General features: G+C 47.3%; 26 protein-coding genes, 1 tRNA gene and 1 pseudogene. 17 read left to right on the plus strand and 11 right to left on the minus strand.

What is annotated here, in order from left to right; translation table 11 throughout:
* Positions 1–4: 4 nt before the first annotated feature.
* From hypE to OSC7112_RS07275, 4 genes are all read left to right on the plus strand, one after another.
* Positions 5–1,069, plus strand: coding sequence for a hydrogenase expression/formation protein HypE (hypE, locus tag OSC7112_RS07260; RefSeq protein WP_015175298.1), 1,065 nt, complete (start codon positions 5–7; stop codon positions 1,067–1,069).
* Between the two features lie 369 nt (positions 1,070–1,438).
* Positions 1,439–2,923, plus strand: a complete 1,485-nt coding sequence (locus OSC7112_RS07265) for a hypothetical protein (protein ID WP_015175299.1) — start codon at positions 1,439–1,441, stop codon at positions 2,921–2,923.
* Positions 2,924–3,083: 160 nt separating this feature from the next.
* Positions 3,084–3,488 carry a hypothetical protein gene (locus OSC7112_RS07270; RefSeq protein ID WP_015175300.1) on the plus strand — a complete coding sequence of 135 codons (405 nt, stop codon included), beginning with the start codon at positions 3,084–3,086 and terminating at the stop codon, positions 3,486–3,488.
* Complete coding sequence (locus tag OSC7112_RS07275; RefSeq protein WP_015175301.1) at positions 3,481–4,011, plus strand: hypothetical protein; 531 nt, start codon at positions 3,481–3,483, stop codon at positions 4,009–4,011. Before OSC7112_RS07270 ends, OSC7112_RS07275 begins: the two co-directional genes overlap by 8 nt.
* Here the strand turns inward: OSC7112_RS07275 and OSC7112_RS07280 are convergent.
* Positions 3,992–5,488 (minus strand): annotated as a pseudogene (locus OSC7112_RS07280) (IS5 family transposase). The gene OSC7112_RS07275 and the pseudogene OSC7112_RS07280 overlap by 20 nt on opposite strands.
* A gap of 196 nt (positions 5,489–5,684) precedes the next feature.
* On the opposite strand from OSC7112_RS07280, the gene OSC7112_RS07285 reads away from it, so the two are divergent.
* From OSC7112_RS07285 to OSC7112_RS07320, 8 genes are all read left to right on the plus strand, one after another.
* Positions 5,685–6,194: a hypothetical protein gene (locus OSC7112_RS07285; protein ID WP_015175302.1), complete on the plus strand. Its 510-nt coding sequence runs from the start codon at positions 5,685–5,687 to the stop codon at positions 6,192–6,194.
* Positions 6,195–6,458 carry a hypothetical protein gene (locus OSC7112_RS07290; RefSeq protein ID WP_015175303.1) on the plus strand — a complete coding sequence of 88 codons (264 nt, stop codon included), beginning with the start codon at positions 6,195–6,197 and terminating at the stop codon, positions 6,456–6,458. It begins immediately after the preceding gene.
* Positions 6,449–7,036 carry a hypothetical protein gene (locus OSC7112_RS07295; RefSeq protein ID WP_015175304.1) on the plus strand — a complete coding sequence of 196 codons (588 nt, stop codon included), beginning with the start codon at positions 6,449–6,451 and terminating at the stop codon, positions 7,034–7,036. Before OSC7112_RS07290 ends, OSC7112_RS07295 begins: the two co-directional genes overlap by 10 nt.
* Entirely contained in the window at positions 7,029–7,304 is a 276-nt protein-coding gene (locus OSC7112_RS07300; RefSeq protein WP_015175305.1) for a hypothetical protein, read from the plus strand. The genes OSC7112_RS07295 and OSC7112_RS07300 overlap by 8 nt, the downstream gene beginning before the upstream one ends.
* A 321-nt stretch (positions 7,305–7,625) precedes the next feature.
* The gene (locus OSC7112_RS07305) at positions 7,626–8,111 is read left to right on the plus strand and encodes a hypothetical protein (protein ID WP_015175306.1); all 486 of its coding nucleotides are present in this window, start codon (positions 7,626–7,628) and stop codon (positions 8,109–8,111) included.
* A 140-nt stretch (positions 8,112–8,251) separates the two neighbouring features.
* Complete coding sequence (locus OSC7112_RS07310) at positions 8,252–11,245, plus strand: DUF5906 domain-containing protein (RefSeq protein ID WP_015175307.1); 2,994 nt, start codon at positions 8,252–8,254, stop codon at positions 11,243–11,245.
* 139 nt (positions 11,246–11,384) lie between these two features.
* Entirely contained in the window at positions 11,385–11,717 is a 333-nt protein-coding gene (locus OSC7112_RS07315) for a hypothetical protein (protein ID WP_015175308.1), read from the plus strand.
* A 32-nt stretch (positions 11,718–11,749) separates the two neighbouring features.
* On the plus strand, positions 11,750–12,034 hold the full coding sequence (locus tag OSC7112_RS07320; protein ID WP_015175309.1) for a hypothetical protein: 285 nt from the start codon (positions 11,750–11,752) through the stop codon (positions 12,032–12,034).
* Between the two features lie 78 nt (positions 12,035–12,112).
* Here OSC7112_RS07320 and OSC7112_RS07325 read toward each other — a convergent pair.
* The 7 genes from OSC7112_RS07325 to OSC7112_RS07355 all read right to left on the minus strand — a co-directional run bounded on the left by OSC7112_RS07325 (position 12,113) and on the right by OSC7112_RS07355 (position 18,941).
* Positions 12,113–12,186: transfer RNA gene (locus tag OSC7112_RS07325), tRNA-Val, on the minus strand.
* An 86-nt stretch (positions 12,187–12,272) separates the two neighbouring features.
* A complete protein-coding gene (locus OSC7112_RS07330) occupies positions 12,273–14,264 on the minus strand; it encodes a serine/threonine-protein kinase (protein WP_015175310.1) in 1,992 nt (663 codons plus the stop codon).
* Between the two features lie 259 nt (positions 14,265–14,523).
* Positions 14,524–14,970 (minus strand): SRPBCC family protein, encoded by a 447-nt coding sequence (locus tag OSC7112_RS07335; RefSeq protein ID WP_015175311.1) that lies wholly within the window; start codon positions 14,968–14,970, stop codon positions 14,524–14,526.
* Positions 14,971–15,072: 102 nt separating this feature from the next.
* Positions 15,073–16,509, minus strand: a complete 1,437-nt coding sequence (zds, locus tag OSC7112_RS07340) for a 9,9'-di-cis-zeta-carotene desaturase (protein WP_015175312.1) — start codon at positions 16,507–16,509, stop codon at positions 15,073–15,075.
* A 60-nt stretch (positions 16,510–16,569) separates the two neighbouring features.
* A complete protein-coding gene (locus OSC7112_RS07345; protein WP_015175313.1) occupies positions 16,570–16,941 on the minus strand; it encodes a type II toxin-antitoxin system PemK/MazF family toxin in 372 nt (123 codons plus the stop codon).
* Positions 16,931–17,185, minus strand: a complete 255-nt coding sequence (locus OSC7112_RS07350) for a hypothetical protein (protein ID WP_015175314.1) — start codon at positions 17,183–17,185, stop codon at positions 16,931–16,933. Before OSC7112_RS07350 ends, OSC7112_RS07345 begins: the two co-directional genes overlap by 11 nt.
* Positions 17,186–17,300: 115 nt before the next feature.
* On the minus strand, positions 17,301–18,941 hold the full coding sequence (locus tag OSC7112_RS07355; RefSeq protein ID WP_015175315.1) for a DUF6930 domain-containing protein: 1,641 nt from the start codon (positions 18,939–18,941) through the stop codon (positions 17,301–17,303).
* Positions 18,942–19,186: 245 nt separating this feature from the next.
* Between OSC7112_RS07355 and OSC7112_RS07360 the strand changes: the two genes are divergently transcribed.
* The 3 genes from OSC7112_RS07360 to OSC7112_RS07370 all read left to right on the plus strand — a co-directional run bounded on the left by OSC7112_RS07360 (position 19,187) and on the right by OSC7112_RS07370 (position 20,476).
* Complete coding sequence (locus OSC7112_RS07360) at positions 19,187–19,540, plus strand: HesB/IscA family protein (protein ID WP_015175316.1); 354 nt, start codon at positions 19,187–19,189, stop codon at positions 19,538–19,540.
* Between the two features lie 125 nt (positions 19,541–19,665).
* Positions 19,666–20,082, plus strand: a complete 417-nt coding sequence (locus OSC7112_RS07365) for a tetratricopeptide repeat protein (protein WP_015175317.1) — start codon at positions 19,666–19,668, stop codon at positions 20,080–20,082.
* Positions 20,083–20,278: 196 nt separating this feature from the next.
* The gene (locus OSC7112_RS07370; RefSeq protein ID WP_006632682.1) at positions 20,279–20,476 is read left to right on the plus strand and encodes a hypothetical protein; all 198 of its coding nucleotides are present in this window, start codon (positions 20,279–20,281) and stop codon (positions 20,474–20,476) included.
* Between the two features lie 172 nt (positions 20,477–20,648).
* On the opposite strand, the gene OSC7112_RS07375 is transcribed toward OSC7112_RS07370, so the two are convergent.
* Positions 20,649–22,283: a DUF3352 domain-containing protein gene (locus OSC7112_RS07375; protein ID WP_015175318.1), complete on the minus strand. Its 1,635-nt coding sequence runs from the start codon at positions 22,281–22,283 to the stop codon at positions 20,649–20,651.
* Positions 22,284–22,431: 148 nt separating this feature from the next.
* On the opposite strand from OSC7112_RS07375, the gene thyD reads away from it, so the two are divergent.
* Complete coding sequence (gene thyD / locus OSC7112_RS07380) at positions 22,432–23,358, plus strand: thylakoid membrane protein ThyD (RefSeq protein WP_015175319.1); 927 nt, start codon at positions 22,432–22,434, stop codon at positions 23,356–23,358.
* A 146-nt stretch (positions 23,359–23,504) separates the two neighbouring features.
* Entirely contained in the window at positions 23,505–24,560 is a 1,056-nt protein-coding gene (locus OSC7112_RS07385; RefSeq protein ID WP_015175320.1) for a nucleotidyl transferase AbiEii/AbiGii toxin family protein, read from the plus strand.
* Positions 24,561–24,671: 111 nt separating this feature from the next.
* Here OSC7112_RS07385 and OSC7112_RS35415 read toward each other — a convergent pair whose 3' ends face one another.
* Positions 24,672–25,148: a hypothetical protein gene (locus tag OSC7112_RS35415; RefSeq protein WP_150111508.1), complete on the minus strand. Its 477-nt coding sequence runs from the start codon at positions 25,146–25,148 to the stop codon at positions 24,672–24,674.
* Positions 25,090–25,440: an ADP-ribosylation factor-like protein gene (locus tag OSC7112_RS35420; protein ID WP_083888126.1), complete on the minus strand. Its 351-nt coding sequence runs from the start codon at positions 25,438–25,440 to the stop codon at positions 25,090–25,092. The genes OSC7112_RS35415 and OSC7112_RS35420 overlap by 59 nt, the downstream gene beginning before the upstream one ends.
* Positions 25,441–25,444 lie beyond the last annotated feature (4 nt).

The raw sequence follows: 25,444 nt of genomic DNA on the forward strand, positions 1-25,444 counted from the left end.
ATTTATGACTCGTCTTAAAAACTTTACCCTATCCTGTCCGATTCCTATTCAGCAGTACCCAACCGTACTCCTCGCTCACGGTGGCGGTGGGCGATTGATGCATCAGTTGATTGAGCAGATGTTTTTGCCGATTTTCGGCTCACCAAACGATGTTCAACATGATGCTGCTGTCTTGTCGCTCTCTAGTCATCGCATCGCCTTCACGACTGATTCGTATGTCGTGCGTCCTCTATTCTTTCCCGGTGGTGATATTGGTTCGCTAGCCGTTCACGGCACAGTCAACGATCTAGCAATGGCAGGCGCACGCCCACTCTATCTCAGCTTGGGCTTCATTCTAGAAGAAGGACTGCCGATGGAAACGCTATGGCGCGTTGTCCAATCTCTCAAACAAGCTGCTGATTCCGCCAACGTCAAGATTGTGACTGGTGATACTAAAGTGGTCGATCGCGGAAAAGGAGACGGTATTTTTATCAACACCGCAGGTGTTGGCATTCTCGAACACAACCAGAGAATTAATCCCACCTCAGTTCAACCTGGGGATATCATTCTTCTGAGTGGAGATATTGGCAGACATGGAATTGCTATTATGGCAGTGCGTGAAGGATTGGAGTTTGAAACAACCATTGAAAGTGATTCAGCTCCTCTAGCAGATTTAGTGGGTGAACTTCTGAGTGCGAACATCGAAATTCACTGCTTGCGGGATTTAACGCGAGGTGGGCTAGCCAGTGCACTGAATGAAATCGCATCAGCAGCAAATGTAGCGATCGACATTGACGAACAAAAAATTCCCGTGCGTGAGGATGTTCGCGGAGCCTGTGAACTCTTGGGACTCGACCCGCTATATATTGCAAATGAAGGACGATTCATCGCATTTGTCCCATCTTCCGATGCAGAACGAGCACTGGGGATTATGGAGGCTTATCAGGAAAAGAGAGGAGACGCAAAAACAGCTTGTGCGATCGGTGAGGTGAGAGAGCAACCCGCTAAATCTGTCATTCTCAACAGCAAAATTGGAGTCGATCGCCTCCTGGAAATGTTGAGCGGTGAACAGCTTCCTAGAATTTGCTGATTCCAGTGAAGTTGAGAAGGCAAGCTCACTGATATGACTGCCCAAAATTTGAGCAATCTGAACTATTTAGGGCTTGCTGAATAAATCCGAGAAACCTCAATATCGATCGAGCGCAGATTCAACCCACATTCCGCACCCACAACTGTCACACATCAACAAAAGGGGCATGAAATAGAACTCTTTCGCCACGGTCATCCCGAAAGAAGTTGGAAAACACACAGTCCAAATGGATGAACTCTGGTATGGACACAACTGGACTCGAATTAAGCTCTCGGAATTATTCTACGATTTTCCGCCATCCTAGCCCATGTTTTCTATCGAGCTAGGCAACCTATTTTGCGTTTGAGCGAAAACTGAGCGGTCTGCTGTATGCTTTACACAGTAAGCGACTCGGCACTATGGAAGATTGAGCGAAAGATGAGCGAAAAATCTAATCCAGTCACACTCAGTACATCCGCTGACTACCTTATTGGGTATGAGCGGATTCTCGACTACTTCAAGCAAGCACAGAAAGAATGCCCGAAAGGGGTAGGACTAAAGAAGGATAGCAAGGCTAAGGGGTCTTACATTACTCTCCAATTCAAGCTAGGTGACAAGCGGGTCAATAAAACCTGTGGGTGTTACCTGACGATGCAAGGCATTACTGACGCTCTAAAAAAGGCTCACTTGGTTGCTAGCGCACTAAAATCGTTTTTTAGCGAGAGTCAATTTTTAGCCTGGTATGATGATGTAATTCTAGAAAAGAACGTTGTCAAAAATGATTTAATGACGTTCGGTGAGGCTGTCGCAAAAGTAGAGGAAGAATACTGGGATGGACGTACTAAACGCCGTCAGCAGCGTGACAGGAGTAGTATCAGTCAGCAGTATTCTTGGGGATGTGTTTATGGTGACTATTTCAAGCTATTGCCAGAGGATAGGGTTGTAAACTTGTCAGATATTCTCTCAGTAGTCAACAGCAAAAAACAAGGTACTAAATGTTTTAAGAACTGCCTGTGCGCCATGCGTAAGCTAGTTGAAACAATCGGTCACTTTGATTTGTTGTGCAAACTCAAAGAAATTGATGGTACACAAGTAGAATTTAGGCAAGACCTTCAAACCTTATCGGTTGAGGATTTTTTGAAGCTTCGGGATGACGCTCTAAACATCCCTCCTAACGATAGGCGATACAACCTAGAATCTCGTCAGCGTTGGTTGTGGGTGTTTTCGATGCAGTTAGTGTATGGTTTTCGAGTTCATGAAGTTTTTGCAATTCTGAATATTGATAGACCATTTCAAACAAAAGACGGTGTAACTATCCCGCCATTAAGCGAGTCAAATAATAAAAAAATGATTGCTGTAGTGGGGGAGAAAACATTGTTAGATACTACGACTAAAACTGGTTATAGATTATGTGTGCCGATGCTAGCACCGACTCATCCTGACTTGATAGAACGTTTAGAAATTAAGTCTGGTCAACTGCCGGAAATCAGTTCGTTATCAAATAATCCAAACACGATTTCTAAGGCTTATGCCCAAAGAGCGCGAGACGTTCTAGCAAGGTGGGGTAAAAATTTAAGTCAAACTCACGCTTTACGTCACCTGGCAAACCTGAACGGTCAAATGGCAGGGATGTCTCAGGAAACAAGAGCTAAGAGTTTGGGGCATTCAACACAGATGAATGAAGGGACTTACAAAAAACGAGCCAATACGAAGACGACAATTGATTTGTTAACTCAATCCACAAAGGAAGCTATTCCTTTAATTGGTGCGATCGGGGTGCTTAAACAGTTGGGAAGTGACGGGAAAAGTATCAAGCTGTTAGCTGCTATTTATGGCATTACGCCCGACGCAGTGATGGAGTTGCTTGCCGAATAACTCGAAACAAAACTTTACAGTCCCTGTGTTGACAAGGAATCGTAAGTCTGCAATCGTGAGTAACTAAGGAAGATTGATGCGCGGTTGACGAGCACTTGCAATGCTAGCCAAACCACGACTTCCCCAACCGTTACGTAACAACGCTTGGAGCCTATAAATTATGCCACTTTCAGCCGATTGTCCCAACGGACGATCGCAATTCTTTACGCAATCTCGTGTCCGAAAATTTGGACATCTATTCAGTTGGAAGGATTTAGCCCGTCGCGAAAATCTAAGACGCTCAAATAGCAGTCTGTACCGATTTGTATTTTCACCAGCAATTTTTGCTCAACTTCCCCGCCCGAAATTTCTTATCGGGGACAAGATTTCCGACCACTGGATAGATGAGTTCGACAAAGAGTGTGTCGAGTTTGGTGAAGTCGTTGGAGTTTCTTGGCATCCAACCCAAAGTGAGTGGGCTTACCTAGTTAATTGGACTTCTGGCGAAGGCCCGGATTCTATTTACCCCTGCTTCGATGAGTACTTGGTAATCGGCGGTGACTTGAGGCTTGTCAGCCATGACTGAGCCCGCCATCAGCTACCGTCGCATTGACAAACTCAGGGCGATCGCCTTTGACCGTGGATTCACCAATGAAGACGCCAAGCAGTTTGGGAAGCTTTCTAAAACTGCTACGTGGGAAGCGCTGCTGGAACTTTACCTGGTTGACGGTGAATCGCTTGACACAGTGCTAGACGTGCCACTAGACACTGTAGACATACCGCTAGACATCACGCCTGAACCGCTTGACCCGCAAGCTGTAGACACTGTAGACATACCGCTAGACACCACGCCTGAACCGCTTGACCCGCAAGCTGTAGACACTGTAGACACCCTAGATTGGACTAACGACGGTTCGTTCCCTGTGTGTGGCTTCACCCGCCAGAATTCCACTAGCTTTTTAGACTGGGTTGACCTTGGGCAACTCATCGCACTCATACTCGCATCGACGGGGGTGTTTGTACTGGCTATGTCTATGTGGGGCTTACTGAATAAGTTAGGAAAAATCGCGATCGCAATTAATGGGCAATTCAAGCTCGGCAAAACATAACTTTTTGTTGACTATAACTTGCCCAGTTATAGCTTTTAATAATCATTGAACCATAAATAGGTGTGATTTTTGGTTTTTGACATAAAAACACACAAAAAACCCGTCTTAACCAGGTAGCAAGGTTCATCACTAAAAAAGTAATAGCAATAGCTGTTTCCGAAGTATTATCAAGCTTTGCCATCACTCGATTCAAGCTAAATCTTCTTTTACCTTGTCCAAATTTGCCCTCAATAGAGTTACGAATTCTTTCATCTTCCCAGGCTTGTTTCTTGGTTTCCTTACTAACAATTGCTGGTGGCCTTCCTAAAGGGGGGCCACTAATTCTAATTCCTCTTTCTTTACACCAGGCTCGATTTTCCCTGGTTCGATAAATGCGATCGGCATGGACTGATTCTGGATAGCATCCTGTGTAAATTTTAAATGCTTCAAATGAGTGCTTTTAAGTCTCCTGATTCGTTAAAGTTATCCCAACTTATCCGGTCTAAAAATACATATCCTTCACTGCAACTCGCTGACAGTTTAGCTCCAAACTCTACGGGTTTTCCTGCTTTTCCTCTAACAATGGGACGGATGTGCGGTTGGCTTAAACTTACCCCAACTGTCCGATATACTCTGTTTTTTATTTTCCAATAACCAGAGTTGTTGGCGATAGACTTCTGTGAGAACTAGCAAGGTTTTATATTGCTTTTTGGTCAAACTTTGTAGGGTGGCACCTGATTCGATTAGCTGTTCAATATTAGCGAGGTTTCTTTTGATATATTGCAGTTGTTTTTTAAGGGCTTGGATTTTTTTGTTTCGTTTAGGTCGTCGTTGTTTTGCTACTGCTAAGTAGTCTTTCCTGGCTATTTTCCGGTAGGTTCTGGGTTTTTTATTGATTTTTACTTTGAGGGATTTATAGAGAATATCGATGATTTTTTCGGTATGAACTCTGGCTCGGTTTAATAGCCCTAAGTCGGTGGGATAGCTAATATCTGCTGGAGCACAGGTCGCATCTATGACTAATTTTCCTTGATTGGTTAATTCATTTTTTGCGTCCGAATCCTTTTTTTTTTCGGGCGGTTTTGGGGTGGTTTCGCGCATTTTTTCCACCATCCGTTCGTTCACTTTCTTGATTAAGTTTGCACTGATTCGCTGCCGAAAGTGGACTAATAATGATGGATCAAATGGGGGTTCATTACTGTATGTTGATTGACCTATAAAGTATTGCAGGTATGGGTTTTCTCGGATCTGTTCTACTGTTTCTATGTCGCTGATTCCCAGCTTTTCTTTGATAATTAATGCCCCTAATGCCATCCTAAATGATGCAAGCGGGTGCTCCCATTTCGGTCGGAAAATTTGCAGCATATTCTGATTCAAATTCTAACCAAGGAATTAGTTGGGTCATTTTTACCCAACGGTTATCTTCTGACAATCTTCCTTCAAAGGGGAGTTCAAAGTCGGATGGGGAGCTTGGGGCAAGCTCAGCTTTTCTATACACGATCGCAGGTGGTGATGCACGGGTTTTGACTGATTATACCTGTTTTTCACGGCGACCCTTACTACTTTTTTGTTCGGAAAACCCATACACTGTTTACTTTTCTCACTGATTCAGCAAGCCCTATGTGGCGACAAATCAATCCCCTGAATTTATTTCCCTCTCCTGTTCGTATCAACATTCAAATCGGGACAAAATTATGAGCTTACAACTACGCCTTTTCGGCGGTAATTCTGATGCTGGCAAACTCACTGCCAGCAACGACGGCGGACACGCAATCGACAAATCAAAAGTTTTGGCAAGCACTGATGCAAGCGTCATCACACCGCTAAATCCTGGTAATTTTTCCAGCATCCGTAGTGTGCCAGTTGTGCCAGCACCGCGCTACTTTTCCAAAGATGAAGCCGACGCGGTGAAGGATTTGGCAAAGGAGAAAACAGACGGTGCAAAACAGTCTAAACGCGCCTATGAAGCACTGGCAAAAATTGAAGAAGCCGACGCTAAAGTTCACCGCCATCACCGCAAATATGAGGGTGTTGTCGCCGATAATGAACTGGGCAAAAAACGCTCAGACACTCGACTGGCTAAGCACTTACACAGTTTGCGTCCCGGTTACGCTCGACTGGGTTTAGGGATTGACAAAGCTGACAGCGATGCCCGCACTCGGATTGATGCGATTAAAGCCAAACTGACGGGAGGGGCTAACTAAATGAAAGCGATGTATCTGGCTAACTACTTCGTTGCCGGATGCGTCGCTTTCTCCCTTTTGGGGTGGATAGCGAGTCTGCATCCGATGGCAATGAAAGCCGTTTTATTCTTGTTAGCAGCGACTGCGATTGCTTGGGGGCTTAGTTGGTTGCTTGACTATTCCCTGAGTAAACTGCTTAAGATTTCAGTGGCTGATTTACAAGCGCTTCTAATCGGCGGTTTGGTGATGCTGCTGATTGGTTTGGGGGTATTTCTATGCAGCTAAAATTATTTGTGTTGAGTGCGTCCTCTGTAGTGCTGTGGTTGACTCCACTAGCAGCCCTGGACAAAAAGCTAGACATTCACAAAGCACTGCAAGGTGTCAGCTTGTGTGCTGCGATTGCTTGTGCTGTTACCGCTGGCAACATCGCCCGCAAACTGTCAGAACAAGGGGAGATTGAGGCAATTAAAGAGCGGGCAATTACCGCCGATGTGGTGGATGAAATCTCGACAAGCGTATACATTTCTCAGAAACAAAGACAACAGGAAGCAGAACAAATTCTGGCAACAAACGAACGAACCGACGAACAAGAGGCAGAACTCGATTCGATAAGAGAATCACTAGAATTGCTACTGAATCAGACTTCTAGCGATTCTGGCGAACTCGCAGTAGTGAATTTATCCACTAGGCAGCGCGAACAAATCGAACTAATTCTGCAATGCCACGCCAAGGGCATCACTGGCAAGAATAAAATCCTTAAAGAAGTTTGGGGAGTTAGTGCAGGCAGTAGCCAAGCTTACCGGGACGCGAAGGCTGAATATGAATTCTTGATGCCGTTTGTGAAAGGGGAAGGTGATGACTAAGCAGCCAAACGTACCAACCACAGCAGCCTTAAGATTGACTGGTACTAAGTCAGAAATAGAGTTAGTTCTGGCGGTTTTGCGAGGTAAAGATTTCTTCTGGAAAACTAACGGCAAGTTCTACCCGCAACGAGGGGATAGCAATCAGTACGCTTACTACCTCAACGACTTGCAATTACCCCAGCTTGGGGTAGCAGCCCCGCCAACACCAACACCGGGGGAACCACAACCTCGACCGTGGGATGCGGTTTTGGGTGGTCAGGGAGAGTAAGTACAAAGGCTTAGTCGGGGGGGTGAAAATCGCCCTACTTTACCCCAAAAACTGCTTTTTCTGGAACCCGCTCTCTGTCTACGTTTCTCTCCAAAAAAAATCACTCGTGGATGTTAATACCCACGTGGTAGAGACTGGTTAGGGAAATAAGGGTAAAATTCCTCCGAATTTTCAGACAAAAGTCCCTCTGACTTGGCGGCGCTAAACTCCGCGTTACGAGCTGGTCGTCGATTGCTTTTACCTTTAAATCCGACGAGTGAGTTTTTTTACGTTTCCGGTTCGTGTTTTTTCCGTTTTCAGGCTAGCGGCTAGAATAAAACGATGTGCTTAAAGTGTTCGGCAGAGAGGAAAAAACTTGTAGAGCTGACAGAGCGATTAATAGTTCGCGGCATCCTCGGTGGGTTGCCGTTGACGTTCCATTTGGCAAAGGAGCGAAAGTACAAGGCCCACAGTCTAGCGCTCTGGACAGTTCTGATTCAGGTTTCTAACGAGCAACTTCTCCGCCAACTCAAGGACAAGCGGAGCATGGACAAATCCTTTGAGCACCTTCTTTGGGGAAACCGCCATCTCCTGTGGTCGTTCCGCAAAGTAAAGTTTTGCTCCATCAAGGCTTTTTGGGACAAAACCCCTGACACGTTTCTGCGCTTCCTTGTAAGTCGGACTACATTCCGAAGCTTCCTCAGTCGTTTACTGCTGTCGCAGCCAGAACCTTCTTGCAATGGCCCGCCAAAGGGTTTTGTGCCACTGCCTGACGTTGAAATAGGTGGCTGTGCCCGTAACGACAGCTTAATCGCACCCGCAATTTAACTCGCGGGGCGGTCTCTCCTATGCTCTAAATTTTCAACAAATTCTAGACACCAAAAAACCGCTGCTTTCAATTGAGACCTGAGCGCAACGGTTTTGAGGGTTTATCCACATTCAACTCGTCTAAGGGGCGAGCCAAATTTATGTACGACAATTCTACTCCAGATAACGAGCAAACTTCAAGCACCCCCAAAAAATTCGACATCCGCGACCATCTCGACAAACTGGAACCAGGCAAAGCCAAAAATTACTACACTTGCCCTGTCTGCGAAGGTCATAGCTTAGGGATTAACTCCAAGAACGGCAAGTACCAATGCTGGACGAACGCTTGCTCAACCGCTGATATTCGGGAAGCTATCCGGCCACTGGCTGAATTTTTAGCAGAGTGCAAAGAGGACAAGCCCGCACCACAAGCATCGAAGCCAAAAGCCAAAAAGAAGGAATACCGACCCGTACCGATTCCGATCGGCGCGAAACTTCTGAGATTACCCGCACCCGGAAAACCATCTCGCGCCGAACAACCCAAATACGTTCCCAAAGGCGTTCCAGACAGTGCCACACAAATCACCTACGCCTACAGCGACACTCAAAAGGTTTTGCGGTTTGATTGGCCCGATACAAGCAAGCCAAAGGGACGCGACAAAACTTGCCGCCAAATTCACATAGACCATAGTGGCAAGGAAGTCTGGAGCAAGGGCGATACTCGTTGGCCGGCATATCGGATTAAGGAGGTTATCGAACTACTAGAAGCACTACCAGACGGTGAACCCGTCCTCGTTCCGATGCTGGAAGGAGAAGACAACGTAGACCGTGCCAGAAGTATCGGTCTTGCAGGACTAACTCTGCAAGGTTCTAACTGGAGTCATCCTGAAATTCAGATAATGCTCGAAACTCTGCAAGCGACAGGCAAAAACGTCGTGGTCGGAGTAATTCGCGATAACGATGACGCGGGTATCAAGAAGGGTCAAGAAGTTTGGCTGGTTGCCCGTCACATTCAGCTCCCTTGCGTGGTTGTTGACCCGCGTGTCATCTACCCAAATATTCCAGAGGCGGGAGACATCAGAGAAATCTTGGAAGCCATAGATAGTGAGGAATTCATTCGGCGGGTAGAAGAAGCAGTCAACGACGCTGCAACGGAATCAATTACTTCTATTTCTCTAACTCCTCACCCGCGCACGCGAGAAGAAGTAGTATGCCAGAAGTATGACAGTAGTGCAAACGACTACATCCCAGACACCGCACCGACTGCACTGCAAAACTTCGTACAGAAGGCAGAGGCTGCACTTTACTCAGACGGTCACTGGAAAGCTATTGGAGGTCAACTTTATCGCTATGTCGGCAGTCACTACGAATTGCGATCGGAATCCGAGGAAAAGCGCCGCATAGGTGGCTGGCTCAATACCTATGCGGAGAAGGTAAAGGGTGTTTGGGTCAACAACCGAGCTAGGTCTAGTAACGGAACTGAGATTCTGAAGTGGGTTATCGATCAGAACTGGGTTGACCCAAACAAGATAAATCCTGACGGTTTGAACTGCTCTAACGGGGTAGTGAAAATTAACCCTGATGGTTCTCACTCGTTTGTGCCACATGACCCTAACCAGGTCTATACCTATGTCGGCTGCAAGTATGACCCCGATATTGACCCGACTGATTGCGATCGCCTTTTGGAATGCTTGGAGCCGTCGCAGCGTGAGGTATTTTTGCGGACTGCTGCTGCTGCGTTGAATTTGAAGCTTGTCCGCTCCAAGCTGACGGGACGGGGCGTTAAAGGTTTGCTGTGCCACGGCGAGGGGTCTAACGGTAAAGATACATTGCGGGCTGTGTTGTCTGCTGTCTTTGGGCGGGGGATGACCGGGAAGTCGCTGTCAGACTTCAAATCCTATGACAATGGCCGCAAGTTTTCTCTGGCAGGGATTGAAGGAAGTATCTGTAACTGGGCTTCGGAGAATACCCCAAAAATAGATTTAGACACAATCCAGAGTCTTAAGCAGTTAATCACAGGCGACATCATTGATATTGAACGCAAGGGCAAGGATGGTTATGAGTACAAGCCTGCGGCCATCTTTCTCGCCAACTGCAACAAACTCCCCTCTATCACTGGAGGGACGGCCGCCATTGATGACCGCTACAGCATCCTGAGTTTTGAGAAAACATACAAGCACAACGCTGACCCGTCTCAGGGTGAGTTGGAAGCTGACCCACGTTTCAAGGATGATGAGAACTTTATCCTTGAGCGGATTGCACCGGCGATGCTCAACAAGATGTTGGAGCGGTTGCCACTGCTACTGAAAGAGGGGATTGACTACAAGGCAACCCGTGAGGCGATGCGGGAAGCTCAGGAGGGAAGTCGGCACTTGTGGCAGTTTGCCCGCGAGGTTGGTTTGGAGGTTCAGTCTGGCGGTCGTGTCTGGGTTAAAGATTTGTGGGAGCGGTTGCAAGCTTGGTATGAGGATGCAGGGATTCTAGAGAGAGAGACTAGCGGCACCAAGGAGAAGTTGATTTGGAATGAACTTCCTAGTAAGTATGACGCTCCTGTAAAAGCTATAAACCAGTTGGGGTCAAGGTTTAGCGAGATTTTCCCTAAACTCCAAGTGTGTCGCTATTGCGAACGAGATGACATGGAGCGGAGGAACCAAAGATATCTGCTTGGAATTGGATTTGTGCAAACTTCCACAAAAACTGTGGAGCCATTGGAGCCAGTAGACAGAGCAAGGGATACTGTGGAGCCAACTGTGGAGCCAAACAATACTGGCTCCACAGTTGGCTCCCCAAAAACCCTTACACAGAGCGCTGGCTCCAATGGCTCCACAATTTCCTCACCTTTCAGTCAAGTCTGCAATTTACTCCCTCAACTTACCGATGACGAGCGGCGGAAGTTAGCAGAACTGCTACCGCAACCTCAGCTATTAACTCGGAAAATTACTCCCGAAGATGCCCAGGCGATGCGAGACATAGCACTGGTGTGGTGGCACGAATACTACCCAGAACAACTACAAACTCTCCAAACACAAATGTTTGGCTGGCAGGCACCGGGCAAAAAATACGACATAGCTACGATTGCTCAGTGGTTGGAAGGAGAAGTGGAAGCCGTTCGCGATCGAATTACTGAACTCATCCGTCTCCAAGGAGAAATTTAGCCGCTGCCTGACAACTGACGGCTCAATCCTATCCCCCTTAATTGGGGGATTTTCGTGTATACAACTTTTGTCTACAAAGTGTTGACACTGTAGACAGTTATCAGTTATTGTAGACAAATGCTGTCTACAGGTGTCTACAATGAGTCAAAGTCAAGTCGTATCGTTCAGGGCTTCCGGTCACTTCCTCAACTGGATAGAGGCTCAAAGACTAGAGGGTGAGTCGGTGAGTCAATCTGCACAACGCATTCTCAAGGAAATATCAAGTATGTCTACAACGCTGTCTACAATGTCTACGCCAAGCGATACTAACGCGCTGTCTACAGTGTCTACAGATTTGTCTACACGAAGCAATGATAGCGTCATGTCTACAAATATTGTAGACACTGTAGACAAGGCTGTAGCCGATCGCCTTGACCCCGTAATGGAGCGGATGGCCGCCATTGAGGAACGGCTGGGAAAATTGAGTGCCTGAGTGACGGCAACGATGAATCACTCAGGCAGGAATTGAAAGCAGCCAACAAGCAACTTGCAGAATGGGACAAGGAACTGAATCAGTTACACGAGCGGAATGGTGACTTGGGTTTGGAAGTTCAGAATTTGAAGGAAGAACTTGCGACCGTGACGCGCGATCGGGAAGAAAATAAAACCTTGGCTCCGACCGTCGCAGAATTTCCAGAGCCGGCCGACTTACTCAACCAGTTAAAAGCGCGGCGCAAAAAATCCAGGGCGGACTTGGCAGATATGGAGGTGGTTTTGGAAATACTTAGCTATGTTCAAGAGCAAGATTGAGCGACAGATGAGCGGAAAACGGAACTTTTGCTAGGAGGGCAAACCTAAAACCTTTGAGCGCTAAAGCATGGAAATTCATGGACACAACTGGACTCGAACCAGTGACCCCTACGATGTCAACGTAGTGCTCTAACCAACTGAGCTATGCGTCCTCACGAATTCCTAATGTAGCAGAACATTCGATCGCCTGTCAAGCATAAATATAAGATTTTTTAGGCTGGCACTCTTGACATCGCCCCTAATCCCCAATCCCCCGCCAAATTTTCACAGTTCGATCGCCCGCACCGCTAGCCAAACTCCTTCCATCGGGACTAAACGCCACCGACAAAACCTCCTCCCCGTGGCCCGTCAGAATTTCCAGCAAACCCCCCGTGCCGGCATCCCACAAATAAATCGTGCCATCCCGACTCCCCGTCGCCAAAACCAGACCATCGGGACTAAACGCCACACACAAAACATCCCCAGAATTGTCCCTCATACTCCGCAACAGCGTTCCTCGCCCCCGTGCATCCACCCGCCACAGCTTCGCCGTACCATCCCGACTCCCGCTAGCTAAAATCAATCCTTCTCCTACTCCCCCCCTTACCAAAGGGGGGCTGGGCGAGTTCGCAGCAAAAACGATCGCCCGCACCCAATCCCCGTGCTCTGCCAGAGTACAAATCGATCGACCATTTTGCCAATCCCACAACTGCACAGTCTTGTCCCGACTGCCACTTGCCAACAACTCCCCGCCAGGACTAAAAGCCACAGCCTCCACCCCGCCAGCGTGACCCGTCAAAGCCGACATCCGCCTTCCCTTATTCAAATTCCACAACTGCACAGTTTTGTCCCGACTGCCGCTAGCCAAAACCTGACCGTCCCGACTGAATGCCACAGCATAAACCCTGTCTTCGTGACCCCGCAAAGCGTACCACCACTTACCCTTATTCAAATCCCAAATTTGAATTGTTTTGTCCCGGCCGCCACTAGCCAAAGTCGCCCCATCAGGACTAAACGCCACACAAGTCACCCAGTCAGAATGACCCGTAAGAGTGTACCACCGCTTACCCGCATCCAACTTCCACATCTCGATCGTCTTGTCCTCACTGCCGCTAGCTAAAGTCGCGCCGTCGGGACTGAAAGCTACCGACGTGACAGCACTAGAATGCCCTACCAGAGTATGAACGCACCTCCAAGTAGGCGCGCGTGCGGGCCGGGCCTGCTGCATCCGCGGCACAGGTATAATTGTGCCTGCAACCGTTGGCGGCACAGCATTCTGCACCGCAGCCGTCCTCTGCGGCACGGAAATTTTAGGCGCTGGTAGAGGCTGTGCCCCCGTGCCCGCCCCCGCCGACTGCAAATCTTTCAAGACTTCAGCTACAGATTTGTAGCGGCGGCTGAGACTCGGTTCGATCATTTTGTCGAGGATGCGGCTTAATTTCGGATCGATTTGAACCTTCAAAAAGTCTCGCCAAACCCAAGCATCTTGATTGATATCGAACAAATCAAAAGGAGATATTTGAGTCAGCAAATAAATGCAAGTTACTCCCAAACTGTACAAATCGCTGGCATAAACCGCTTGACCTCTAATTTGTTCCGGCGCGACGAATTCGGGAGAACCGATGACTGTACCGGTTTCTCTCAAACCCTCCACAACTTTTGCAGCGCCAAAATCAACTAAAACTAATTCCCCAGTTAATGTTGGGTAAGTATAAAGGATGGGAGTTTGAGAAATGCGGCGGATAATATTGGGCGGTTTAATATCTCGGTGAATTACACTGCGATCGTGCACGAACTGCAATACTGGCAATAAATCCTTCAGCAGACTGAGAATCTGGCTTTCGCTGAAAGGCCCAGTCCGCACCAACTCTTCCTGTAAATTGTGACCTTCTATAAATTCCTGTACCAAATACTGATAGCGTTCCTGCTGAAAGTGCGCCAGCAGTTCGGGAATTTGCGGGTGTTTCCCCAACTCGTCCAGCCGCACCGCTTCTCGGTTGAATAATTCTGCTGCTTTCTCGCTGCTGCTGGTACCTTGAGATAGGGGGAAAAACTGTTTAATTGCACAGCGCGGTTTTGAGGGTTTGTCTTCATCTACTGCTAAAAAAGTGCGGCCGAAACCGCCGCGCCCGAGGGGTTTGATGGCGCGGTAACGCTCTCTGAGCAACAGTTTGGAGCCGCAATTCAGGCAGAATTGGGTACGGTCGGCATTTTGCGGCTTTTGACAGGTGGGGTTTAGGCAGTAACTCATAACTGAACCGAGAAGGAATCAGCAGCATCTCTCTATGATACTGAGGCAAAAGGGCGATCGACTCTCGCGTTACAATTATAGTCCTGGACGCACGGGCGAACAGCAACCGAGTTTTTAACCAATATATTTGCTTCCAACTTTCAATCTCGGTTCAAAAACCCGGTTTCTTGGTTCTGGTGCATAAGTCCTAAATTAGAACTTAAAAAACTAAAGTCATGACTAATAACCAGTTTGTAGTCATGAGTTTATTCCTCATAATTTAAGATGTCGCTTTCACCTTCAGAGCATACTCTTTAAACCTTTCCAAGTCAGCCTGAATTGTCGATTCAACCACGCGGCCGAGAAATAGGTTATCCATCAATTTTCCCAGCCAGCCGGGAATTCCGTAAGCCACTGTCAGCTTGACGATACTGCTGTCTTTGCGATCGTAAAATCTTACCGCACCTCGATTTGGTAAGCCGTCTACCGATTCCCACTGAATTATCTGATTCGGCACTAATTTGAGAATCCGAGAAAGCCAGCTAAATTCTAACCCGCCAGTTGCGAGTTTCCAGCGAGACAATTCTGGATCTTCTTCGAGAACATGAACAGATTCTATCCACTTCATCCAGCGCGGCATTTGCTCTAAATCTGACCAGAGTTGCCACGCTAATTCGATGGGAATTGCCACTTCTACTTGGACACTGTGTTCTAACCAATCAGTCATGCGATTTTAGATTTTAGATTTTAGATTTTAGATTGAAGAATTGTTTCTTTCTGGTTCCCAGGCATAGCCTGGGAACCAGAGAAAACGAGAGAGGACTAATGACTAATGACCGTAAGCTTCGAGAATTGCCTTAGCCGCTTGATGGCCTGAAAGTGTCGCTCCTTCCATGCTATCAATGTAGTCTTGCTGAGTGTAACTTCCTGCTAGAAAGAAATTGGCGATCGGCGTTTTTTGAGCAGGGCGGAAAACATCCATTCCCGGTGCTTCGCGATACAAAGATTGAGCGAGCTTCACTACACTGTACCAAGTCATATTTAATTCCCGCGCTGAGGGGAATAAATCCTGAACTTGCTTGAGTACGTGTTGGGCGATCGCCTCATTGCTTTGTTTGATAAACGGATCTCCCGGTGTCAGCACCAACTGCAACAGCGAACCTTGTCCTTCTTGATAATAATCCTTGGGACTTGTCAGCGCCAAATCTGCAAAACAAGAAAAATCTGCATCTGCTGAATATAGCAAATTATCGATTCCTACAGCATGGCTCAACTGTTTGCGCTTGGCTTCGTCTTCCAGTTCCGTTACCCAACCGTCGAACCGCAATTGTACAGTCGCCACCGGCACCGCATCTAATTTATAAATGTTGTCAAATTCCGACCATTTGCGCCAAGCTGGGGGCAATATTTTCTGAATTCCCGGCACGTCGCAGGCGAAAACGTAAGCGTCTGCGGTAATATTTTCTTCTGTTTCGCCGTTAGCTACTACCAAGCCTGTCACGCGGGTTTCTTCGCCTTCTTCAAACTGAATTTCTCGGACTCTGCGCCGCGTGTAAATTTTGGCTCCTTTATTTTCCAAATATTCCACAATTGGTTTGTGCAAATATTCGTTGGGAGAACCGGCCAGCATCCGCATGACAGAGGCTTCGGTTTTGGATGCAAAGAATTGAAATATTGTCAACATACACCGGGCTGAAATATTTTCAGTGTCGATAAAACCCAGTGCGTAGGCGATCGGATTCCACATTCTTTTGAGCGAGTTTTGGTTGCCACCTTGGCTGCGGAACCAGTCAGCGAAGCTAATTTTATCCAAATCGCGGATAGTTTTCATTGCCCCGTCAAAGTCTATCAAACCTCGGACGATCGGGCTAGTTCCCAGGGCGATCGCATTTTGAATTTTGTCTTGTACGGATAGCTGGGATGTAGTGAAAAATGCCTTCAATCCGTGAAACGGAGCACCGACGGGGAAGCGAAAATCCAAAGAACCAGTTTCGCCGCCTCGATTGATAAAAGTGTGGACGTGTTCTTTGAGGAGCAAATCGTCAAAAGCTCCCACTTTTTTCATCAGGGCAAATAAGTTATAGTAGCAGCCGAAGAAGACGTGCAAACCCATTTCAACGTGATTGCCGTCGGGATCTACCCAACTGCCGACTTTGCCGCCGACAAAGGGGCGGGACTCAAAAATTTCTACTTCGTGGCCGGCCTCCACTAAATCGACTGCTGTGGTCATTCCAGCCAGTCCCGCACCTGCGATCGCAACCCGCATTTTACCTATCCTTTCCAGTATTTTTACAGATTGTAACAAATTTTAGAATTTCCGAAACATTCAAAGTTCATAAATGCCGATCGACACTTGTACAGCCCTCTGAATTCTTGCTAGGACATCCGCACTAAGTTGACCGTAAGGGCCTTGTTCTAGGAATGTCTGCCGCAAAGCAGAAACGTTTTCACATACAGCTAGAGAATCAGCTTGCAATCCTCCCTCACCTGCAGGAATCAAGACACGAGTAGGATTTTCTACTCCTGCAAGGTTACTGGTGAAAGGAACAACAATGACAGAATCAGTAAACTCGTTGCGGATATCGGGGGAAACCACAACTACAGGTCTTTTTTTGGTATCTCCTAACTGGCGCAAAGCTCTTGAAAGGTAAATCTCACCTTGGCGAGGATAAGTGTTCGCTTTTGAGTTAGAGTCCATCGCTGCTCCATGTTTCTTCTATCTGTTCCTCTACCAAATTAAACCATTCTTTTTCATCCTCAATATCTGCTTTGCTGCGGTTTTGATAAAATTTCCGCAACTTATCTTCGATTTGCTTAGCGTACCAGAGACGGAGAGCCTGCTCTATCGCCTCCGTCCAATTATCAGTAAGTCGGTCTATTTGATCGGCGAATTCAGCATCAAGGGCGACTAAAACTTCTCGCTTTTGAGTTGAATTTGACATAATCATTCTCCTTAATAATTTAAAAACCACGGTGCGCTGCGGCGCACCTTACAAATTACTTTTACCTCTTCCTTCTGTCAACAGTCAACAGTCAACAGTCAACAGTCAACTAACTTCAAAACATCGGCATCAACTGAAGTGGCCCAATTCCCAAGTCTTTAGCAGACACCCAGCGCACCTCAAGCAAAGCGATCATATCCTTAAACTGAGGCTGACCGCGAGAAGCACCCATCAACCCTTTAGCAATAATCAAACCGCACCAACCGTTGGTTAATTTACAGCGACTGTCCCACTTCTTGCGAGCTTCCTGATGCACCGGATCGTCTTCATTAAACTCCCCAAACAAATACAGATCCCCATTTTTTGTTTGCAAAATACCCAAGTCGTATTGCTCATCCTGAAAAGGATTTTCGCCCGGATTAAAACCAATCCCCTTCACCCCTCCAGCTTCTTTCAAATCCTGAATCATAGTTTTTGCCTTCGGATGAGAAGTTTGGATCATCACCACCGGCAAACCATCTCCGGCGGTATTAATATCAATTTCTGCACCTTGGTAAAACTGGACACTTTGGCGCAGGAACTCTACCGTTTCCCAAGGTACGGCGCCGAGACTCAAAAATGAATTTTGCGGCACCAAATCGTCCCGCAGCAGTGGCTTGTCAAATTCATCATCATCGTCATCATCGTCATCACCGAGCATCTGAAATAATTCGTCTGATACCTCGGGCATGGTGGAAACTTTAACAGATACCTGTTGAATTTCTCCGTCAGGCTGTGGCACTGGGATGCGGTAGCGGCTGCTAAGACTGGGAAAAGTGTCTGAGCCCAATTTCCGGCGGCCGTTGCGGAAAAAGCGATGAAATGCTTCGAGAGCAACTAACATCGTGAGGGCTTCTTCTTCGTAAAGAATCGATCGCAATCCTTCTAAAGGATGTAAGTTGCCGAAATTGGGTTCAATTTCCGATGGAGGCAAATCGGCTAAATTAATTTCTTCGTCGTCGTCCTCATCCAGATCGGCGGCACTTTCAAAGGTAAGAAACAAACAGTCTTGCCCTAAAAAAGCCTGTTCTAAATCTTCAAAAGATTCATCGTTGACGACTCGTTCTCGAAACCGTTTCAAGGATTCTAGAGAGCGGTACAGTAAAACTCCGTAATCCATTCTGCCTTGCCCCAATACGGACACGTAGAGGCTGGCGACATCCCACTGATTGATTTCAATAGAAATAATTTGGTGTTCGCTCAAAGTCCGCCACGGAGTATCTTGCCAAATTTGAGCAGCTTTTTCCATTAAAACTTCAGCATACTGAGGGGGCAACTCAGGAGGTCTGTTGATGGCGACCTCTTCCATGCCGCGAAATATTTCGTCAATTAAGGGCAATTCCGGCACGTAGTCAATGGAAATGCCTAAATCTTGAAGTACGCCCCGCAGATAAAATTGAATTTCTCGGTTTTTGACTACTATTTTTTGGGGCCGGACTGCGGGAGCCGGACTTTGGGGATGTTCCATTGCCCGTAGCAGGGCCCGGACGAGCGCCTCTGGGCCGGCATCTGGGCCTACCATGTCCATAGCCCTCACGACTCCTTCGGAGCCATCGACCCAGAGAATGCACTCGCCACCAGCTTCTAGAACGTCATCGTCATCTATCATCATGTGTGAGTCAGCATTAGATAAGGGTCGGCGATCGCCCTCCCACACGCTGGGAATTTGAGGTAAGTTTTGTAGCCGACGAAGAGTAGTGCGATTCAGCGCTGCCATAGAGTAAGCCCGTTGGGTGAAGCATTGTTGCGGTGCCGGTAGCCGGTCAACCGCTGCTTATCAATCATAAACCCTATAGGGGGAGAGGACATCGAGCTTGGGAACGAGGCCCCACGGGAATTAAAAATTAGAAGCTAAAAATTCTGCCGTCAGCGTCTAACCGAAAGCCTTCTGGCGAATGCCTGTACAATGGAGGGATAAGATTAAACTCTTAGCATTAGACAATCTCAGGAGTTCGGCAAATTATGACTCAAGCCACTTCACAACAGCGTGGAATTCAAATGACGGACTCTGCTGTCCGTCAAGTTTTAGCTCTGAGAGAAAAACAGGGTAAAGACCTCTGCTTGCGGGTAGGGGTGCGCCAGGGCGGATGCTCTGGAATGTCCTACGTGATGGATTTCGCAGATCCGAGCACTGTCAAATCCGACGATGAAGTGTTCGACTACGACGGTTTTCAGGTAGTTTGCGATCGCAAGAGCATTCTTTATCTCTACGGTTTGGTTCTCGACTTCAGCGATGCTATGATCGGGGGCGGCTTTCAGTTTACTAACCCCAACGCAACTCAAACTTGCGGTTGTGGCAGTTCTTTTTCTACATAAATCGGAAAAGAGGGCATTGGGGATTGGTAATTGCTAATTGCTGAGAATGCCTCGGACTGCCTTGCTGCGTCCGGCATCCAATGCTCTTTCCCATCTAAAATCTCAAATCCAAAATCTAAAATCGAATGACCCCTGAAGAATTGTTTAAAGACGGTTTCGATCGCTATCAAGCTGGCGAAGCCCCGGCTAATCTGATCCCCGTGTTTAAAGAAGTGTGCGAAAAAGCTCCCAAAAATGGCAATGCCTGGGCTAGCCTCGCGTGGCTCTACCTGTTGGAAAATAAACCCGCATCGGCTCAAAAAGCAGCGAAAACAGCCGTTAAATTGAACCCTCATGACCCCCAAGCTCGCATCAACCTAGCAGTTGCCATCCTCGACCTCAAAGAAAAAGGGGTGCGCCCCCACGTAGAAGTCGCTCAGCAACTCCTGATGGCTTCGGAAGAGTTACTCGACGAAGTTAAAAAAAATTTTGAAGAAGGATTAAGCCGAAAACCGGATTGGAAGAGTCTAGCTCGGGTTAAACAGTGGCTTCTGGAGCCGTAACCGCGCAAACAAGTCGATTTTTGGACGGGGATCGAGGAAATCGGCTTGGGGATTTATTACGAGATCGTAATAAATCAATAAATAACTTTATGGAAAACTCAGAAAGTCAGTGCTAGTATTTGAAAACTTAGACGATTGACAAACCCGCTCAGCGGTTTTGAAATTTTACTACCATAATACTAGGAGTTGTAAAGAGATGAGCACTGACAGCCACGTTAACATCAAACCCGCAACCCGCAACCACAAAGGTTTCTTTATTCAGCCAGCTTCTTACAAGTTGATGAGCATCGATAAATCCGGCTGGGCCTTGATTTGCATGGACAAAGCAGTTTGTCACTACGTAGACCCGGATGATTTGCAATTGCCGAATAAATCGGGAATGTCTGAAGGTTAATTCTGAAGTTTTGAGAGACTTTAAGATGCTTTATTTGAGTAGCTGCCCTCCCCAGAGAGGCAGCAACTTTTTTTTGAGCAACTTTTTTGGTCTGAAGGAAGTTGGCCAACGCGCAGTGTAAGGGATTTAACGGATAGAAGGATAGAAGGAAGAATTACTGATTCCCGATTAGCTAATTGTTAGATTTCTTCAAGGCAAAAAGCATCTCCAACTCAGCAGTTGTCGGTTGCGTAGAAGCTGTGGCTACGCTAACTCCTCGGAGAGAATTCAGCAATTCAGCGGCGGGCGGGGAAACTAAATTTGGCTGTACTGCGAGCAAATATTGGTTAGCCCAAGACATGGTTTTTTCCATATCTATGTAAAAGTAACCTTGGTTGGCCCGCGGTAAAGAAGTGGCGATCGCCTGAAAACTCGGACTGCTGCTTAACGGTTGCGGTGGCGTCGAAGTAATCACATCAACTAAAGGGCCGCCGAAAGCTACAAACACAGAATTTTCATTCAGCCAACCGTGCCCGAATAAAGTTCCTTGCTGGGGTATTTGCCACTCCGTAACCTCTTTGCCTTGAACTTGTCTGGGGGCGACGCTGACTGTAGGATTGCTTTTGGCGATCGCATCGAGTTTTTTCAGAGTTGCTTCGGCTGCAGGGCGATCGCTAGTTTCAAAAATCATCGCCGCCCCCATCCCCAACTGAGACAAAATGCCTTGATTGGAACCGATCGCCCCGATCGCAAATTCCCCGTTCATCCAACCAAAAACATCTCGATCCGCATCCAGATCCAACCGCTTAAAACTATCCCTCACCTGCTGAACTCCCCTGTCAACTTCCGGGCTATCTTTTGCCTGGGCTGTCGCTTGCGACCAAATTTGATCTAGTCCCTTGCCGCCGACTAAAGCAATAGTTTCACCAGGAAATCTGGGCAACAATTTCGATGCGAATTGTGGATTTTGCTGCACGAATTTAGGGTCTAACTGAGCAATAGTTTTTACCCTCAATCCCTCACTATCCGCTCCAATTCCCGCAACCAAAGACTTGACTTGTTTGAACTGCGAAAACACTGTCCAAGGCAACTGGATATCTGCGGGCAAATTAGCTTTCAATTGCTCAATTGCCGCAGGATAGTCAGCAATATAAACAGTTGCGATCGGATTCTTGACACCAGCACTCTCTGCAAAAAACTTAGTTGTACTCTGCTGGGTGGCTAGGGAGGGTTCTCCTTTAAAAGTATCGATCGCCAATTCCACAGGCTTTTTCAAAGGAGCCATCACTAATTGGTCGTTCAGCAAAGCCACACTGTAGCGCTTGCCGGTTGGCTCTGCAATCTCAGAAATTTTAACTCCTTTATACTCGGTTTCTTGAGTAGTTGCACCTTGTTGAGATTTTAATTTATTCGCAAAATTCCAAGCGCTAATTTTATTTTTGACGCTGACTACAACCAGCAGCTTAGGAGGCTCAGTTTTTGCCGCAGCATCAGGGGGCAGCAAAGCGACCATCACCCCCCCCAGCCAAGGCTTTAAGTCCCTGTCAAAGTTGATTTGGGTGCCTGCCAAGCTTTGTTCCTGAAAGGTCTTCAAACCCATGCCGACCAGCTTTTGAGCCCCAGGGGTGCCAAATCGCTGCAACTCGGCCAGCGCTTGGGGATTGGGGGAGATGAACGCGGCCATCATGGCTTCGTCAGGTATAACTTTGGCACTCTCTTGAGGGTTGAATACTTTGTTGTTCAAACCCTGGAAGTAAAAGTAGACCGCGGCGCTACCTGCTGCGACGATGGCGGCAGCAATTAGAAGCTTTGGTTTTTTTGCAGGCATTGTTTTTAATCCTCGCGTCCTTTATCAGTTTAATGAAAATACACTTGGCTTGTGTGGAGGCGATCGAGGCTGCTCTTTATTTTTGTATAATTCAAAACAAGTTTGGACGATCGTCTAAACTACTGTTGATGTGCATTGCGGGTAAAAAATGAAAGTAGCGATCGCGGGAGCAACGGGATTTGTAGGTAGCCGGCTGGTGGAGAAGCTGCAAGCTGCGGGACATCAAGTTTTGGTTTTCAGCAGGGATGCGGCGAAGGCTGGCCGAGTTTTTCCGGCTTCAGCTTATCCGAATTTGGAAGTTGTCGCCTACACTCCAGCGAAGTCTGGTGATTGGCTGCATTCGATCGCTGGCTGCGACGCTGTTGTCAATTTAGCAGGAGTGCCGATTGCGGAGGAAAGGTGGACAGAGGCGCGCCAGCAAGCAATTCTGGACAGTCGCAGACTGACGACGGCAAAATTGGTCGAGGCGATCGTCAATGCTAATCCTAGGCCTTCTGTGTTTGTTAGCGCATCGGCGATCGGCTATTACGGAACCAGCGAAACCGCTGAGTTTGACGAAACTAGCCCTGCGGGAGACGATTTTTTAGCAGCAGTGTGCAAAGACTGGGAAGCAGCCGCCCAACCTGCAAAAAATGCGGGAACGCGGCTAGCAATTTTGCGGTTGGGGATAGTTTTGGGAATGGGAGGCGCGCTGGCAAAAATGCTGCCACCTTTTAAACTATTTGCAGGCGGGCCGATTGGCACAGGAAAACAGTGGTTTTCTTGGGTTCATCGCGAGGATGTGGTTGATTTAATTTTGTACGCTTTGCAAAATCCGCAAGTTGAAGGTGTTTTGAATGCGACAGCACCGAATCCGGTGCGGATGAATGAATTGTGTCAAACTTTAGGAGAAGTTTTGCAGCGGCCTTCTTGGTTGCCGGTGCCAAGTTTTGCTTTAGAATTGCTGTTGGGAGACGGGGCAAAAGTTGTTTTGGAAGGGCAGAAAGTGTTGCCCAAACAAACTTTAGCTAGCGGTTTTCAATACCAATATCCGACGCTGAAATTAGCACTCGAAGAGATTTTATCGGGAAGCTAGAAACCAAGGGAATAGAACCCGCCGAATAGAATTCGGATGCTCCACAAACAAAGTCCGCGCAGGCGGACTCAAACAAAATTCCTCGTTACCAGGCTCTGCCTGGGAACGCATATCCAGAGGCAGAGCCTCGCTTTCCCCGAAAGCAGATGAACCATCAAGAAATAGCAACTGGGTTGACAATTCCCGCCGAACTCCCATTCCTTCAAGCTATCTGCTGGCAAGTTGCTGATGTAAAAAAATTGAGTTTCAAGGAAATGCTATGCCGCTACGAATCCGGCTGGCATTATTGGGGAGTTTTGGGAACACCTAGCTTTGAGGAACTGGCTTTTATTCAAGCAATTAGCCAACAGCATCAGTCTTGGCTAATTGCGGAACTGGGAAGCAGTTGCTCGCCAAACACTCCCGAAAATTGGGTAAGTCCTCAAGCAATGTTTAAACGCGAAATTCATCAAAAGATATTAACTGTACTCAGCCACTTGAATGTCGAATTTCTACAGGAATGTCGGGCGTATTTTGGCGGAGGAACGTTGGTAAGTATGGAACACGGAGAATATCGGTTGAGCCAGGATATTGACTTTATGTGTCCGATGGATCGTGGCTACCGTCTCCTGCGCCGAAAAGTTGCAGAAGGAGGCTATGATGCGATTTTTGGTAGTCGCGATTCCCTTGGGGATAGCTTCGCTTCACGCATTGTTCTCCCGAACGATATTCAAGCCAACCAGTATGGGATAAGATTTCCTGTTATTGTTGATGGCACTACTATTAAATTCGAGATGGTTTGTGAAGGGCGAATTGATTTGGGCGAACCAAATTATCCAAATTGGTCGCCTGTTCCTTGTTTGAATCAAATTGATAGTATAGCAGAAAAGTTGTTGGCAAATGCCGATCGATGGCCGAGCGATCGGGTAAATTCTAGAGATTTAATCGACTTGGCTGTGCAAAGGTTGGCGAGTGCTATTCCCCAAAGGGCGATCGACAAAGCGGAAGCAGCTTATCAAGTTATGGAACCGCTCGATCGAGCGATTCAGTATTTCCAAGATCGTCCCGATTATCGGGAAAAATGCTATGAGGTTTTGAGTATTGCAGAGCCAAATAAAGTTATTGACGGTATCGATTTACTAGCTCAGGATTTAGGCCGGAAAATCACAGTCAGGACATTTAGCGAGACTATTTCCTCATTCCCAGGCCGGCTTGAAGATTAGATGCTTAGATGCTGGATTTGGTATTGCTCTCCTTCCAGGCAGAGCATGGCAACCTGAGATTTCCTGTTTAAATTATCACACGATCGCAATAATGGTGTCAATAGAAAAATTTTAATACTCATCTACAAACTGCTCGTGAACCCACAGGAATTCGCGGCGTCTGTTCTGCACCCGCACCAAGCCACCAAAGCCAGGATCTTTTGCTTTTAGTAGGGCGTGTAATTCTCGCAAAATCGAGCCTTGGGCGCGGATGGCTGCTTCGCCCTGTTGCCAATCAGGGGCTTCACTTTCGGTAGACAAATTAGTCGCTAGATCGCTTCCTTTCAAGGTAGATTCGATGCTTTTTTGTCCGAAATCGAGTTCCTCTTCAATACCTTTGTAGGTGGCTTCATCTAGCATTAGCTTGGTTGCCGAGGCTGCGACAGGTAAGACTAGACTAAGGGTTCCGGTCAAAATTTTGAGATAGGGGGCTGCTTTGGTAAACCATTGGCGCGACACTTCCAATTCATAAACTCCCTTCTTTTTGTCGTTAGGATTTAAGGCGGGAAGCGGTTGACGAGAGTGTTCGCACCAGAGGGTAATTTGCAATAAAGCCCTGCTGGGGATCTTCCCGCGGCTTCCACACCACCAGATACACGGCTGGTGCACTGAAAAACAACTGATGTGTCGATCGATAAACCGGTTGACCGCCAAAATCCCAACCATTGAGTGATATCTCTGTGCCACTGTCGGCATGGGTGACAATAACTGGCTTAATTTCAACGCCGTGAGTGGTGGGACGACTTTCTAGCGATTCATCCTCGCGCAATGCGCCCAAAAGACAACTCTTGCCCACCTCGCCTTCACCGATCAAAATCAGTTTGGCTTCATTCAGGGTGATTTGT

It is taken from the genome of Oscillatoria nigro-viridis PCC 7112, assembly GCF_000317475.1.
Classification (GTDB): Bacteria; Cyanobacteriota; Cyanobacteriia; order Cyanobacteriales; family Microcoleaceae; genus Microcoleus; species Microcoleus nigroviridis.